Annotated in this window: 18 protein-coding genes, 2 tRNA genes, 1 other RNA gene and 2 other annotated features; all 21 genes read left to right on the forward strand. The window is 31.5% G+C overall.

What is annotated here, in order from left to right; genetic code table 11:
• Positions 1 to 33 precede the first annotated feature (33 nt).
• The 21 genes from N4T77_RS19285 to N4T77_RS19385 all read left to right on the forward strand — a co-directional run bounded on the left by N4T77_RS19285 (position 34) and on the right by N4T77_RS19385 (position 14,993).
• Positions 34 to 474, forward strand: a complete 441-nt coding sequence (locus tag N4T77_RS19285) for a nucleoside deaminase (RefSeq protein ID WP_261673496.1) — start codon at positions 34 to 36, stop codon at positions 472 to 474.
• A gap of 2 nt (positions 475 to 476) precedes the next feature.
• A tRNA-Ser gene (locus N4T77_RS19290) sits at positions 477 to 569 on the forward strand.
• A 119-nt stretch (positions 570 to 688) separates the two neighbouring features.
• A tRNA-Ser gene (locus N4T77_RS19295) sits at positions 689 to 778 on the forward strand.
• A gap of 11 nt (positions 779 to 789) precedes the next feature.
• Positions 790 to 1,055: signal recognition particle sRNA large type (ffs, locus tag N4T77_RS19300), an RNA gene on the forward strand.
• Between the two features lie 165 nt (positions 1,056 to 1,220).
• Positions 1,221 to 2,840, forward strand: a complete 1,620-nt coding sequence (gene dnaX, locus N4T77_RS19305; protein ID WP_261673497.1) for a DNA polymerase III subunit gamma/tau — start codon at positions 1,221 to 1,223, stop codon at positions 2,838 to 2,840.
• Between the two features lie 75 nt (positions 2,841 to 2,915).
• The gene (locus N4T77_RS19310; RefSeq protein ID WP_261673498.1) at positions 2,916 to 3,257 is read left to right on the forward strand and encodes a YbaB/EbfC family nucleoid-associated protein; all 342 of its coding nucleotides are present in this window, start codon (positions 2,916 to 2,918) and stop codon (positions 3,255 to 3,257) included.
• Between the two features lie 55 nt (positions 3,258 to 3,312).
• Positions 3,313 to 3,909: a recombination mediator RecR gene (gene recR, locus N4T77_RS19315; RefSeq protein ID WP_261673499.1), complete on the forward strand. Its 597-nt coding sequence runs from the start codon at positions 3,313 to 3,315 to the stop codon at positions 3,907 to 3,909.
• A 61-nt stretch (positions 3,910 to 3,970) separates the two neighbouring features.
• A complete protein-coding gene (locus N4T77_RS19320) occupies positions 3,971 to 4,243 on the forward strand; it encodes a YaaL family protein (protein WP_261673500.1) in 273 nt (90 codons plus the stop codon).
• A gap of 113 nt (positions 4,244 to 4,356) precedes the next feature.
• A complete protein-coding gene (locus N4T77_RS19325; protein WP_261673501.1) occupies positions 4,357 to 4,617 on the forward strand; it encodes a pro-sigmaK processing inhibitor BofA family protein in 261 nt (86 codons plus the stop codon).
• A gap of 238 nt (positions 4,618 to 4,855) precedes the next feature.
• The gene (sfsA, locus tag N4T77_RS19330) at positions 4,856 to 5,548 is read left to right on the forward strand and encodes a DNA/RNA nuclease SfsA (RefSeq protein ID WP_261673502.1); all 693 of its coding nucleotides are present in this window, start codon (positions 4,856 to 4,858) and stop codon (positions 5,546 to 5,548) included.
• 107 nt (positions 5,549 to 5,655) lie between these two features.
• A complete protein-coding gene (locus N4T77_RS19335; protein WP_261673503.1) occupies positions 5,656 to 6,180 on the forward strand; it encodes an NAD(+) diphosphatase in 525 nt (174 codons plus the stop codon).
• A 150-nt stretch (positions 6,181 to 6,330) separates the two neighbouring features.
• Positions 6,331 to 7,017 carry a hydrolase gene (locus N4T77_RS19340; RefSeq protein ID WP_261673504.1) on the forward strand — a complete coding sequence of 229 codons (687 nt, stop codon included), beginning with the start codon at positions 6,331 to 6,333 and terminating at the stop codon, positions 7,015 to 7,017.
• A 105-nt stretch (positions 7,018 to 7,122) separates the two neighbouring features.
• On the forward strand, positions 7,123 to 7,905 hold the full coding sequence (locus tag N4T77_RS19345) for an EFR1 family ferrodoxin (RefSeq protein WP_261673505.1): 783 nt from the start codon (positions 7,123 to 7,125) through the stop codon (positions 7,903 to 7,905).
• Positions 7,906 to 7,927: 22 nt separating this feature from the next.
• Positions 7,928 to 8,083, forward strand: a complete 156-nt coding sequence (locus N4T77_RS19350; protein WP_261673506.1) for a hypothetical protein — start codon at positions 7,928 to 7,930, stop codon at positions 8,081 to 8,083.
• A 223-nt stretch (positions 8,084 to 8,306) separates the two neighbouring features.
• Positions 8,307 to 8,486, forward strand: a complete 180-nt coding sequence (locus N4T77_RS19355; RefSeq protein WP_261673507.1) for a hypothetical protein — start codon at positions 8,307 to 8,309, stop codon at positions 8,484 to 8,486.
• Between the two features lie 22 nt (positions 8,487 to 8,508).
• Entirely contained in the window at positions 8,509 to 8,718 is a 210-nt protein-coding gene (locus tag N4T77_RS19360; RefSeq protein WP_261673508.1) for a hypothetical protein, read from the forward strand.
• A 104-nt stretch (positions 8,719 to 8,822) separates the two neighbouring features.
• Positions 8,823 to 9,021, forward strand: a binding site (T-box leader).
• A gap of 33 nt (positions 9,022 to 9,054) precedes the next feature.
• Positions 9,055 to 9,255: a binding site (T-box leader), on the forward strand.
• A gap of 108 nt (positions 9,256 to 9,363) precedes the next feature.
• Positions 9,364 to 10,434 (forward strand): alanine--glyoxylate aminotransferase family protein, encoded by a 1,071-nt coding sequence (locus N4T77_RS19365; RefSeq protein WP_261673509.1) that lies wholly within the window; start codon positions 9,364 to 9,366, stop codon positions 10,432 to 10,434.
• A 48-nt stretch (positions 10,435 to 10,482) separates the two neighbouring features.
• Positions 10,483 to 11,415, forward strand: a complete 933-nt coding sequence (locus tag N4T77_RS19370; protein ID WP_261673510.1) for a D-2-hydroxyacid dehydrogenase — start codon at positions 10,483 to 10,485, stop codon at positions 11,413 to 11,415.
• A gap of 15 nt (positions 11,416 to 11,430) precedes the next feature.
• Complete coding sequence (locus N4T77_RS19375; protein ID WP_261673511.1) at positions 11,431 to 12,678, forward strand: DUF1015 domain-containing protein; 1,248 nt, start codon at positions 11,431 to 11,433, stop codon at positions 12,676 to 12,678.
• Positions 12,679 to 12,837: 159 nt separating this feature from the next.
• Positions 12,838 to 14,019, forward strand: coding sequence for an MFS transporter (locus N4T77_RS19380; protein WP_315903186.1), 1,182 nt, complete (start codon positions 12,838 to 12,840; stop codon positions 14,017 to 14,019).
• A 38-nt stretch (positions 14,020 to 14,057) separates the two neighbouring features.
• A complete protein-coding gene (locus tag N4T77_RS19385; protein WP_261673512.1) occupies positions 14,058 to 14,993 on the forward strand; it encodes a GNAT family N-acetyltransferase in 936 nt (311 codons plus the stop codon).
• Positions 14,994 to 15,411 lie beyond the last annotated feature (418 nt).

The raw sequence follows: 15,411 nt of genomic DNA on the forward strand, positions 1-15,411 counted from the left end.
AATTATAAGTAACAAAACTTAAGAGGTATCTCAATGAATGAAGATTTTATGCTGGAAGCTATACATGAGGCAGAAATAGCACTTCTATTAAAAGAAGTACCAGTAGGAGCAGTTGTAGTAAAAGGTAATACAGTAATAGCTAGGGCTCATAATTTAAGAGAAACATTGAATGACCCAACAGCACATGCAGAAATGTTGGCTATAAGAAAAGCTGCTGCCTTTCTTCAAAGTTGGCGGCTTAATGAGTGTAGCATGTATGTTACATTAGAACCTTGTCCTATGTGCGCAGGGGCAATACTACAATCAAGGATATCTAATTTATATATAGGTACCTTTGACCCAACAGCAGGGGCTTGTGGTTCTGTAATAAACATACTTCAAAGTGATTCGTTAAATCATTGGACTAGGATACACTGGAACTATAATAATAAATGCAGTAATATGTTAAGTAATTTCTTTAAGAATAGAAGATAGATGGAGAGATGTCCGAGAGGTTGAAGGTGGTTGACTCGAAATCAATTGTACATTTAATAGGTGTACCGGGGGTTCAAATCCCCCTCTCTCTGCCAACTAATAATTGCTAAAAAAAATTCACAAAAATATGTTGAATTAGTGGACATTTAATAGTATAATAAGTCTTGTCTTGATGACAATGTAAAACTTAATAGTTTTCATGAGTTATTTATATGGAGAGATGTCTGAGCGGCTTAAGGAGCACGCCTGGAAAGCGTGTGTAGGGGAAACTCTACCAGGGGTTCAAATCCCCTTCTCTCCGCCATTAAATCTTTGTCGTGCTAGATGGGGAGTTAGCGGTGCCCTGTAACCTGCAATCCGCTATAGCAGGATTGAATTCCTCGCCTAGGCTATAAACTGTAAGGTCTGGCCTATAAAAGTGGCGTTGAGAATTGGGTCCCACGCAACGGAAACTCATGAACCCCGTCAGGTCCGGAAGGAAGCAGCGGTAAGTGATCATTTTCGTGTGCCGTGGATAAACCTGGTTTGAGTTAACTATATGGGTAACGCTTATAGTTTATCAGTCAAAGCGAGGTGCACGACTTTAATATTTAGACTTTAGTTAAAGATACCAAAAAGGTGTCTTTTTTTATTATATTAATATTTCTATATTACCTAAGGGTTATATTAGTTTTATATGTTAACTATTAATTTAATATAAGGTATAATAGATAGTGTATAAACACAGATTAAAGAAGGTGATTTTGATGGCTTACACCGCATTATATAGAGAATGGAGACCAAAAACCTTTGAAGAGGTAGTTGGTCAAGATCATATAACTGTTACAATTAAAAATCAAATAAAGAATAATAGAATAGCCCATGCTTATCTTTTGTGTGGAACTAGAGGGACAGGTAAAACTTCTACTGCAAAAATTTTTTCCAAAGCGGTAAATTGTTTAAATCTCCAGGATGGAGAGCCTTGTAATGAATGTGAAATGTGTAAAAAGATAGGTTCTGGTATCTCAATAGATGTAATTGAGATGGATGCTGCTTCTAAGAGAAATATAGAAGACATAAGAGATATAATTGAGAATGTAAAGTATCCTCCACAAGAAGGAAAATATAAGGTATATATAATGGATGAGGTACACATGCTTACTCCACCAGCTGTAAATGCCTTTTTAAAGACTTTAGAAGAACCACCATCAAATGTAATATTTATATTAGCTACAACAGACCCACAAAAGCTACCAATCACTATACTTTCTAGATGTCAGAAGTTTGATTTTAGGAGAATTAAAAGTTCTCATATATTTGGCAGACTAAGAAAGATAGTTGAAGAACAAGGGGTATTTGCAGATGATAAAAGTTTAAATCTTATAGCTAGAATGTGCGATGGAGCTATGAGAGATGCTTTGAGTATACTAGATCAAGCAATTTCTATGGGGAGTGGCAAGGTAGAGTATAGTGATGTTATTGCTATGCTGGGGCTTGTAACAAATGAAAGTTTGCTTAAGCTTACGGATAGTATAATAGAAAAAAACATTGAAATGTCTATGAGGGTTATAGATGATATTGTATTTAGTGGTAAAGATATTTACACATTTATTAGGGATATGATAAATCATATGAGGAATCTTCTAATAGTAAAAGTCTCTCAAGACCCAGAAGAAATTTTAGATATGTCAGAAGAAAATATAAATCTTATAAAAGAACAAGCTCAAAAAATAAGAGTTGAAGAAATAATGAGGGATATAAGGATACTTCAAGATGCAGAAGAGCAATCTAAATGGACAAAACAAAGCAGAGTATATTTAGAACTTGCTGTCATAAAAATGTGTAAAATAGAATATGATACATCTAAGGAAGTTATGCTTGCAAGATTGAATAAGCTTGAGGAAGCTTTACGAGAAGGAACAGTAAGCATAGCAAGTAAACCGTCCATTCCTAAGACAACTAAGAAAGAAATCAAAGAAGGAGCTCAGGAGAAGGTTGCGAGAGTTGTTGAATCTGTGCAGGAGCAAAACATATACTCAAAACTTAATTTAGATATAGTTAAAAAGAGTTGGAAAGACATATTAGAGGCTTTAAAAAATAGAAGGCAAATGGTTCTATTTACTGCTTTAACTATGGGAAATGCGGTAAAGTGTGAAAATGGAGTAATAACTATACTATATACTAAGGATTATGCGTTTCACAAACAAAGATTTGAAAAAGAAGAAAATAGAAAGATATTAGAAGAAATATTTTCAGATATTTTGAAGGAGAGAGTGAAATTGCAGTATTCTATAGATGATGAAGAAATTAGAAGTGCATCTAAGTCAACAGAGCAGGTATTAAAGGATGCCTTTGGAGAAGAACTAGTAGAAATAATAGATGAATAATATTAAAAATTTGAGTTAAATTTATAAAATATGGTATAATTAAAACTACATTAATTATGTAAGGAGGCGTTGATTATGGCAAAGGGAGGATTTCCTAATTTCGGTGGAGGAAATATGAATAATATAATGAAGCAAGCTCAAAAATTCCAAAAACAGATGGAAGAAATGCAAGCTGACCTTGAAAATAAGCAATTTGAAGTAACTGTTGGTGGAGGAGCGGTAACAGTAGTTGCCAGCGGTAAAAAGCAAATAGTAGACATAAAAATAAAGCCGGAAGTTGTTGATCCAGATGATGTTGAAATGCTTCAAGATTTAGTGTTAACTGCATGCAATGAGGCTTTAAAGAAAGCTGATGAAGAAACTTCAGCAGAAATGAAAAAATTAACAGGCGGACTTAATGTTCCCGGAATGTTTTAATTAAAGTTAACTACCCCATCTTTAAAGATGGGGTTTTAAAATTGAGGTGATTATTATGGAATTTTATCCAATTGCAATTGAAAAACTTATAGAAGAGTTTGCAAAATTACCTGGTATAGGATATAAGACTGCTCAGAGATTGACAATTCACGTATTGAATTTACCAGATGATGAAGTTAGGGAATTTGCTAATGCTCTAGTTAAAGCAAAAGGAACAATAAAATACTGTTCTGTATGTGGAAACTTTACTGATTCTGACCCCTGTTCAATATGCTCAAATCCGAATAGAGAGAAAGATACCATATGTGTTATAGAGCAGCCTAAAGATATAATGACTATGGAAAAAGTTAAAGAATTTAATGGAGTATATCATGTTCTTCATGGAAACATATCGCCTATGGCAGGTAGAGGTCCAGATGATATAAAGCTAAGAGAACTTATAAGAAGAATTAATGGAGAAGTAAAAGAAGTAATAGTAGCTACTAATCCTAATATTGAAGGTGAGGCTACGGCGATGTATATATCAAAAATACTAAAACCATTAGGAGTTAAGGTAACTAGAATTGCCCATGGAATACCAGTTGGTGGAGACTTAGAATATGCTGATGAAGTAACTTTATCTAAGGCACTAGAGGGAAGAACTGAGATTTAATGAATACTAATCCTGTTTTATGTCAAGTATTATAAAGGTGATATAAAATAGGAGGTTTTTTATGGTAAAACGTATAATAACCAGTTATCTATCAAAAAATAGCAAGTATACAGTAGAACAAAAAAAATTATTAAATGCGATAGATAAAGCAAGAGAAGATCTTAAAATGGCTAGAGAATATTTTAATGGAGTTAATGACCCTAGACTTGTGGATTATGCAATATATATGGAAGAGGCTGCTAAGGCTAAATATATGTATTTGCTAAATGAAGCTAGAAAAGTTGGTTTAAAGGTCTATGGTGAGAGCATATTGCATGAGTTAAGTGCAGGTTAATAATAATCTAATGAAAATAGTAAGGGCTTAAGCCTTTACTATTTTATTTTTATTAATACTTTTGTACAATTAGAATATAAATTTAGTAATAAAGAAAATATGGGGGGATAATTGTGCAGTTTGAGTACATAGGATATTTTTTAATTGCCGTATTAGGATTGTATATATTAGTTAAAGTTTTTGCATGGCCTTTGAAGGTACTATTTAAATTAATAGCTAATGGGATATTTGGAGTTTTACTGCTGATTTTAGTTAACTTTATTGGACATTATTTTAACTTCTACATAGGAATTAATGCAATTACTGCTCTTATTGCAGGATTTTTAGGAGTACCAGGTGTAATATTTCTTGTCATTTTTAAGTTGTTTTTATAATTAAAGTCTGAAGGGGTCTAGGTTTGAAATTAACCTAAACCCCTTTTATTTATATAGAAATTAAATTACTATTATTTCTCAGGCTAGTTTTTCTTATTTAACTTATAGTAAAAAGGTATAATAGTAAATGAAAAGGTTATTTAAGATAAACAATCCACAATTTTAGAAAAATGCACAGATAAATGTGGATAAAGTCTGTGGATATGTGAATAATTTTCAAAAAACTGGAGATGATAATATGATTATCCATAATAATATATTAAGAGCCAAATTTATACACAGGCCAAATAGATTTCAAGCTTATGTTGATATAAATGGAGAGGAGAGTATGGTGCATGTGCCCAATACTGGAAGATGCAAAGAAATACTTATACCTGGATGTACTGTAGTTTTGAGAGAAGAAAATAATCCTACTAGAAAAACAAAGTATGATTTAATAGGAGGATATAAGGGAAACAGATTTATAAATATAGATTCACATATACCTAATAAGGTTGTGGAGGAAGCACTGAAAAATAAAAAAATTGAGTTATTAAAAAAATATAGTATCATACAGAGAGAAAAGACCTTCGGAAACAGTAGGTTTGATTTCAAGTTAGTAGATAATGAGGATAACGAATGTTACTTGGAAGTGAAAGGAGTGACCTTAGAGGAAGAAGGTAAAACAATGTTTCCTGATGCCCCAACAGATAGGGGAAGAAAACATTTATTAGAGCTTGTTGAAGTGAAAAAGCTAGGGAAAGAAGCCGCTGTACTATTTTTAATTCAAATGGAAGGAGCCAAGTATTTTTCGCCACATGATGAAATGGATAAAAATTTTGGGGAAGCTCTAAGATATGCTAAAAGAAAAGGGGTTCACGTCCTTGCTTATGATTGCTTTGTAGGAGAAAAGTTTATAACTATTAAGGATTTAGTAGAGGTGAGAATGTAGACTTTTACATTTCAATTGAATAAGGGTCAATTTATAATTTATAATATAAGTAATATAAGAGCATAATTTATAGGGGGTGAAGCTGCTCTAATAAGAGCAGCGTACTTATGAGATATAAATATTGTCCTATTTGTGGTAGGGAGCTTGAAGAGAGGTATAGCTGGGATGAAGGAGGCGTTCCATATTGTCCTACAGACGATATAATGTACTTCGATGTTCCAAAGCCATGTATTATTGTGGCAGTTGTAAAGGAAGACAAAATACTACTTCTTAAGCAAAGTTATATATTTAAAAATTCAAAAGTACTTTTGTCAGGATACGTAGGGAATGGAGAAACAGTGGAGGAAACTGTTCATCGAGAAGTATTAGAGGAGTCAGGCCTTAGAATAAAAGACTTAAAATATTTAGGAAGCGAATATCTTTCTTCTAAAGAAATAATAATGCTTACCTTTATGGCATATTATAATGGTGGGGAATTAAAAAAGTCATCTGAAGTAGAATGTGTAAGTTGGAGCGATATTGAGGATGCACTATGTGAGATGAGTGAAGATAAAATAGGTAGAAATATAGTGAAAAAGGTATTAAAAGAAATAGGTTATAAGGGTGATAAAGCCTATAGATGTGAGATATAAAATATTATAATAACGAGGCTTAATGGATTAAAATTGGTTTAATGTAAAAAAATTGAATAACACATTGAAAGTACAAAGGACATTATGTTAATATAAGGTAATATAGCTAGAGTACAGTTGGTATGTTGTTCAAAAAGAGGAGGATAAGATATGGCCAAATATGTACCAGAAATAAAAGGAATTCTTAGAAGACATGTAATTCAGGTACCAGAAACTATTAGAGAGGCCAGCGGTATTAAAATATTTGGAAAGAGATTAAAATCTTTCATATTCAGTACAGATGTAGCGGTAATAAAAAATACCAATGCTGATGCTGTTATTGCAGTGTATCCATTTACACCACAACCGCTTATAACACAAGCAATTGTGCTATCTGCTGATATTCCTGTGTTTTGTGGAGTAGGAGGCGGAATTACAACTGGTAAAAGGGTTGTAAACTTAGCCTTAGATGCCGAATTTAAGGGTGCTATGGGAGTTGTAGTAAATAGTCCTACACCAAATGACGTTATAAGACAGATGAGAGATACTATAGATATACCAATAATTGTTACAATAGTATCGGAATATGAAAATATCAAAGAAAGAATTGAAGCAGGAGCCACAATTTTAAATGTATCAGGAGCTAAACGAACAACACATATTATAAGGAAAATACGAGAAGATTATCCTAATTTCCCTATCATAGCTACTGGGGGACCAACGGAGGATAGTATAAAGGCTACAATACAAGCTGGAGCAAACGCCATTACATTTACTCCTTTACCAGCAGCAGATATACTAAGTGAAATTATGACTAGCTATAGAGAAAAATATGAAGAGGAAAGGGATAATGACTAATCAATATGTGTACATGCATAATACATATTTTGTATTATGCATTTTTATATTAATTAATATAAATACTATTTTAGATGAATGTTATTATTAGGAGATGGGGTTACTATGAAAGGAGTATTATATTATTTTAGTGGTACGGGAAATACTAAATGGGTGGCGGATAGATTTAAAGAAAGTTTTAAATTATATGATATAAACATTGATTTAGTAAATATTGAATCAGCAGAGGAAATAAGTATAAAGCCTTATAACTTTTTTATAATTGGTTCTCCTGTTCATGCGGAGGCAGCACCGAAAATTGTAGATGACTTTTTAGGCAGGCTGCCTAAAGAGGAAAGTAGATTGAGGGCTATTGTTTACTCAACGCAGGGAGCAAAGTCGGCAGCAGCAGCTTCAATAGTGTCAAAAAAATTAGAGCAAAAAGGATATAATGTTATTATACAATCTAATATAGCAATGCCAAATAATTATTACTTTGGAGTAGGAAGACTACCAACAGAAAATATGCAGAAAAAGATGTTAGAAGAGGCTGTAGAGAAGGTAGAAATATTAACTAAGAATTTTATCGAAAACAAACATATTAAGGAGTGTAACTCTTTATTCCGACGAGTTATTGGTAAAGTTTCTGAAAAAGCCTATAGAAGTATGTTGCCAAAACTATCTAAAAATATCACATCTACAAAAGAATGTAGTAAATGTGGATTGTGTTTAAGAAACTGTCCAAAAGGCAACATAACCTTTGAGAATGGTCATGCAATCTTTCATAGTAATTGCATACTATGTTTAAGATGTATACATATTTGCCCTATAAATGCTATTACATATAAAGGGAAAAAGATAAATCAGATACAAAAAGAAAGAGCTAAGAGTTTGAATCTAAATAAGTAAAATGCCTAAAAGAGGTGGAAAAATGTCATTAATAATTAATAATTGCAAGAGTTGTCCAGAATTTAATATCGGATGTAATGGGGAATCAAAGCAGTGTATGTGTAGAGAATGCCCAAGAAACCTTGGGAAATGTATAACCACCAGATATTGTTCAGAAACAGAGTCAGTGTTAGATTAAAATAGTATTAAGCTGTGAAGGTATATAGTTAACAAAAAAGTTTTAAGTAGCATCCAAAACTCCTGTATTTTATATAGGAGTTTATTTTTTTAGAATTATATTTTGAAATAGGGCAATAATAGCTACATAAGAATAGGAGAAACTATTTAGATAATTTCTCTATGATGTCTAGTATGTTATACTTTGAAGCCTCGATGAGATTATCCTATTTAGGAGTGATTTTATGATTTCGGTACAACAAAAAATGATAGTGGCAGAGAATTGTGTAGAATATAAGCCTAAAGTTTTTATTACAGCTATGAGTTTTATTTCACAAGGTTGTGAAAGTTGTAGAAGTTATATAGATGGTAAATGTACTAAGGAATTATTTACAGTAATTGAGGAAAAAATAAGAATGAATTAATAGCAAAAGAGGAGGAATTAATGTGTCAAAAAAAGAAGTAGTTGAGGGAAATAGAGATCAGATGATGCACGTGGCAAATTCTTGTGTAGGTTATGAACCTATTCATTCAGGGGTTGAATCAAATATAGGTACAGATAGCAGTAAGAGTTGCGTAAATTGCAAAAATTTAAAAGATGGTAAATGTGTTAAAGATCTTTTTGATACAGTTTTAACTAGTTTAGATCAAACATAATCTTGGAGATTTTATTGAATAGAAAGTATTATATGAAAATTTAAAAAATAATATTGACATATATGAATTATAGATTTATAATTAATAACAATCAGTTGAATATAATTTGTCCTATGAAGAGAATAGTAGTAAAAATTAAGGTTAAGAGAGTCAGTGGTTGGTGTGAACTGATATCTGATATTTTTATGAATCCACCTTGGAGGATTATTACGATGAGTAATACGGATAACCGTTATGAAGATGAGAGAATCATATTTTTAATATGATTAATTAGGGTGGTAACGCGAGCCAATCGTCCCTTTAGGGAAGATTGGCTTTTTTTATTTGCAAAATTTAATATTTCCTATGAAGAGAATAGTAACAAGAATCAGGTTTAAGAGAATCAGTGGTTGGTGCGAACTGATGCCAAGTATTTTTGTGAATCCACCTTGGAGGATTATTACGATGAGTAATACGGAAAAAACCGTTATAAAGATGAGAGAGTCACATGTTTTATGTGATTAATTAGGGTGGCAACGCGAGTCAATCGTCCCTTAGGGGATGCTTGGCTCTTTTTGTTTATAAAATGAACTTTACCAATGCGTAGTTTTATACAATTACAAGTTTAACACTGTGCATTAATAAAACAATTTAGGAGGTATGTATATGTATAAGAAGTTATTTATTCCTGGCCCAGTAGAGGTTAAAAAAGATGTATTAGAAAAGATGGCAACTCCTATGATAGGCCATAGAAGTAAGGAAGCGTCAGAGCTTCAAAGATCAATTAGTAATAAGCTAAGGAAGATGTTCTATACAAAAGAAGAAATTTTGCTATCAACTACATCTGGCAGCGGTCTTATGGAAGGTGCTATAAGATCGTGTACTGCTAAAAGAGCAGCAGTTTTTTCAATAGGTGCTTTCGGTGATAGATGGTACGACATGGCTAAGCATAATAATGTCCAAGCAGACTTATATAAGGCAGAATGGGGAAAAGCAATAAATATTAATGAATTAGATAGAGCTTTATCAACAGGTAGGTATGACTTAGTATGTGTTACACATAATGAAACATCTACAGGAGTAATGAATCCGGTAGATGAAATTTCTCAAACAGTTAAAAAGTACCCAGAAGTTGTATGGTGTCTTGATACAGTAAGTTCAATGGGAGGAACCAAAATAGAGGTAGATAAATTAGGAGTAGATATATGCTTAACTTCTAGCCAAAAAGCTATAGGTCTACCACCAGGAATAGCGGCGTGTTCTTTCTCTGAAAAAGCTATTGAGAGAGCAAAGAAAGTTCCTTTTAGAGGATATTATTTAGACTTACTTTCTTTATATGAATATATTCAAAAGAAAGACTATCAATATCCATCAACACCATCACTTTCTCATATGTTTGCAATGGATTATCAGTTAGATAAGATTTTAGAGGAAGGTTTAGAAAATAGATATAATAGACACCTAGATATGGCTAACTATGTAAGAGAATGGGCAAAGAAACATTTTGAATTATTTGCAGAAGAAAAGTATTTATCTAATACTTTAACAAACATCAAAAACACTAGAAATATAAGTGTAGCAGATCTTAATAAAGAACTAGGAAAAAGAGGGTTTCAGATTTCTAATGGATATGGATCACTAAAGGAAAAAACTTTTAGAATAGCTCATATGGCAGAATGTACATTAGATGATATAAAAGAACTTTTGGATAACATAAATGACATACTGAATTTATAGAGTAATCTAGCTATATTAAAAAGGTATTTTTATAAAGGAGGATTTAAAATGGTAAAGATATTAATTTGTGATGGAATGGAAGAGAGTGCTATAGAAAGATTAAAAAATGATGGTTATGAAATTGTAGATAAGCATTATGGAGAAGATGAGCTTAAGGAAAAAATAAGAGAGTTTGACGTGATGATAGTTAGATCTGCTACTAAGGTTAGAAAGGAATTAATAGATGAAGCTAAAAAAGGAAATCTAAAGCTTATAATTCGAGGAGGTGTTGGGGTAGATAATATTGATGTAGAATATGCTACTAAAAATGGAATTGAAGTTAGAAATACACCTAATTCAAGTGCTTCTTCTGTTGCAGAATTAACTATAGCTCATATGTTTGCTCTATCAAGATATATACATTTATCTAACATTACAATGAGGGATGGTAAGTGGGAAAAGAAGAATTATAATGGAGTAGAATTAAGTGGAAAAACTTTAGGACTTATAGGTTTCGGGAGAATAGCTAGAGAGGTAGCTAAAAGATCAGCAGCTCTTGGTATGAATGTAATATATACAGATAAATTAGGAAAGGTTAAGGGATATGAATATGAATTTTGTGATTTAAATAGCTTGCTAAGGAAATCAGACTTTGTATCAATTCACATCCCATTCAATAAAGAAGATGGAGCTACTATAAAAGAAAAACACTTTAAGATGATGAAAGATGGAGCTTATATAATAAATTGTGCTAGAGGTGGAGTAGTGGATGAGAGTGCGTTAGTAAATGCTTTGAATTCTGGAAAGATAGCTGGTGCAGGAATAGATGTATTTGAGAATGAACCTTCACCTAATCCAGAGCTTATTAATAATAAAAATGTATCCATAACACCTCATATAGGTGGTTCTACGGAGGAGGCACAGAAAAGAATAGGAGAGGAAATTCTAGATATAGTTGAAGAATTTTTTAATTATAAAAGCAAGTATGTTGTAAATGGATAACAAGGGGGATTTGAAATGGCAACTTTAAGACCTTTTAGAGCTATAAGACCAAAGAGGGAATTAGCAGCAAATGTAGCTGCGCTTCCCTATGATGTTATGAGCAGTGAGGAAGCAAGAGAACTAACTAAAAATAACAAGTATTCTTTTCTACATATAGATAAGGCTGAGATTGATTTAGATAAAAATATAGACCCATATGATAAAAAGGTTTATGAAAAAGCTAGAGATAATTTAAATGATATGATAGACAAAGGAGTATTGATACAGGATAACAAAAGTCATTTGTATATATATAAGTTAATAATGAATGGAATATCACAAACAGGGATAGTAGGATGTACTTCAATAGATGACTATATAAATGATGTAATAAAAAAGCACGAGTATACAAGGAAAGAAAAGGAGATAGATAGAATTAACCATGTCGATATTTGCGATGCAAATACAGGACCAATTTTTTTAACATATAGGTATAATAATGAAATTAATGATATAATAAGAGTGTGGACTGAAAAAAAACCAGTATATAACTTTAAAGCAGAAGATGGTGTAGAGCATATTGCATGGATTATAGATGATGAGCATATAATAAAGCATATATGTAATATATTTAATAATATAGGTAACATGTATATTGCAGATGGTCACCATAGAGCAGCCTCAGCGGTGAATGTTGGCCTTAAGAGAAGAAGTGAGAATGCCTGTTACTCAGGAGATGAAGAATTTAACTTCTTTTTATCTGTAGTTTTTCCACACACAGATCTTAATATTATGGATTATAACAGAATTGTTAAGGATCTTAATGGGCTTTCTACTGAAGAATTTATACTTAAGGTTTCGGAAAAGTTTGATATAAGTATATATGAAGGTAAGGGCGCATATAAGCCTTCTCGTAAACATACCTACGGAATGTATTTAGATGGAAAGTGGTATGAACTTACTGCTAAAAAGGGGACTTATGATCCTGACAATCCTGTTCATAGATTAGATGTCTCTATTCTTCAAGACAACTTGTTAAAGTCAATTTTGGGTATTGATGACCCAAGAACGGACAGTAGAATAGACTTTATAGGTGGTATTAGAGGTCTTAAGGAACTTGAATGTAGAGTAGAGAAACAAAAAAATGGTGTAGCCTTCTCTATGTATCCAACTACAATAGAAGATTTACTTGATATTGCGGATGCGGGAGAGGTTATGCCTCCAAAGTCTACCTGGTTTGAACCAAAATTAAGAAGTGGACTATTTGTTCATCAGCTAAAATAAAATATATGTAAAAAAGGGCTTAATAAAGGTTATAAAACCTAGATTAAGCCTTTTTAATTTAGAGATACTTTTATACTTTGCTTATTCCTTTATAATACTGATAAATTTTATGCTATAATGTTACAGGGATTTAATAAAAATATTAAGGGGAAGTGAATCATGAATAGCTCAAAGGCGGATAAAACAAGCACTGTTTTACCAATTATATTTATTTTTTTGATGATGATACTAACGGCAATATGTGATAGTGTAAGAGGAATATTTATTCCAGTTCTTAAGAATGACTTTTCTATAAATAATACAAGCATAGGAATTATGCTGACATCAGCTTCTTTAGGTTATATAATATTTACGTATATAGGAGGAATCCTTTGTGAAAAGGTAGGCCAAAAAAAGGTATATATTTTATCTTATATTTTCATGATAATACCTTTATTTATCTTAGCTGTAAGCCCTAACTTTATAGTTTTTTTACTGGCAATATTTCTTTTAAATATTGGTCAATCATTATTAAGTATAGCGACAAATACTCTAGTTCCTGTTTTATTTTTAAGTTTTCAAGCAGTACTTATGAATTTAACCCATTTCTGTTATGGGGCAGGTTCTGCTTTTGCACAGAGAGCTGCAGGAGTTATGCTTTATAGAGGTGTAACTTGGAGAAAAATATATATAATAATAGCTTTATATGCTTTAGTTTTATTTATATTATTTATTTTTGTTAAGATACCTGAACCACATAGAGTAAAAGAAACCTCAAGTATTGATAAAAAGTCAATATTCAAAAATAAGTTATTATACTTTTATATATTTGCTTTAGGATTTTATGTTTTTGCCGAAACAGGAACAGGAAATTGGTTTATCAATTATATGGAAAGAAGCTACCACTATAATAAAAATGAAAGTTCATTATATATAGCTATGTTTTTTACGGTTTTCGCCATTGGAAGGCTGGTTGGTGGTTTTATTATAGAGAAAGTAGGATATATTAACTCCGTACTTATATCATCCATAATGGCATTTGTTCTTTATGTGTTTGGTTTGGTATTAGGGGAAAAAGGGGTGATTATAGTATCCATATCTGGCTTTTTCTTTGCCATAGTATTTCCTACTATAGTATTAACTATAAGTAAGGTTTTTAAAGAAGGTAGTTCATATATTACTGGAGTAATAGTAACATTTGCTTCAGCTACTAGTATGCTGATGAATCTGTTTATGGGTTATTTAAATGATAAAGTTAGTTCTTATGCAGCGTATTGGTTAATACCAATTAGTTTGATATTTTCAGTAGCTTTCACATATTTGATTTTTGTAAGTACAAAAAATCAGCTGTTAAAAAAATAGTTTAAGTTATGCACTCTAATTAAATGGGAGAGGTTAAGATGGGAAAACAACAAGGTGTAACTGTAGATTTAGTTAAGGGAAGTACAAATGAGTATATAATAAGAGATAACGCTGGTATAACAATAGGACGAGTATTTGTAGTTGAACTTTCAAGAGAAAATAGATACTGCAACTTTAGAATAAAGTTTTATAAGGATGCAGAAACAAGTTATGAGTTATTAAAAGATGCTCTAAACATATTTTTGACTACCTTATTTAGAAATATGGATATAAACAAGGTTAATGTAATAACAGATGATGAAATAAATATTATGTCCTTTACTGACCTTGGTTTTAAGCTAGAAGGAATACTATCAAACAGTATGATTTCAAACAAAATGTACAGGGATGAGCTTTTGTTTGGGCTAGATTTCCAAACCTTTAGAAATGAACATAAATACAAGGAACTGGAGATAAGCGGAATTGAGGTAGACTTGGCTGTCCTAACGCCTGAGGATGTAGAGGATGTTTTAAGATACTATTTAAAAAACAAGGAATATTTAATGCCTTATGAGCCAGATAGAGATGATAGTTTTTATACACTGTCGGCGCAAAAGAGAATATTGATAGAAGGCTATAAGCAATATCTAAATGGTGATAGTGTTAACTTTGGTATATATAAGAGGAAAAAGCTTATTGGAAAGATACAAATATCCAATATAGTAATGGGAGTTTTTAAGAGCGCTTTTATTGGATATTCTATAGATGAAGATGAACAAGGAAAAGGGCATATGAAAGAGGCATTGAAATTAGTAGTAAAATATGCTTTTGATGAAATGGGATTACATAGATTAGAGGCATCTACGTTAGTTGATAACGTAAAATCGCAAAAGGTTCTTAGGGCCTGTGGATTTAAGGAACTTGGAATTAACGAAAGTTATTTATTTATTAATAGTAAGTGGAGAGATCATATTACTTTTTATAAAGTAAGGTAATTGAATAATATTTAGAACTACTAAATTAATATAAAACAGCTAATAGTTTATTTTTAAATATTTAGTAAGTTCTAAGCTAATTTATTAGAGCGACATTGTTTTATGGGAAACTAGTATATTATAGAAGGGGAATCTAGAATTAGATCCCCTTAATTTATTTGTGAAAAAGGTTTAGTGATCTTTATAGTTTAGAAATGGAGGAGAAACTAATCCTAGTGTGTCAATGTGCGAAATCATTAGAAATCATAAGTAAATTTAAGTAATAATAAAATAAATAAAAAATTCAATACAAATTTGTTATATTCATATATTATTTTATGATAGAATAGTCAATGTTGTTGCAAGAAACGACAAGACTTAACAAGAACAACTTAAGAATTAATTTTAAAAAGTTGTTGACAAGGTTAAGTAAACATGA

The organism is Clostridium sp. CX1 (genome assembly GCF_025398335.1).
Taxonomy (GTDB): Bacteria; Bacillota; Clostridia; order Clostridiales; family Clostridiaceae; genus Clostridium_AM; species Clostridium_AM tanneri.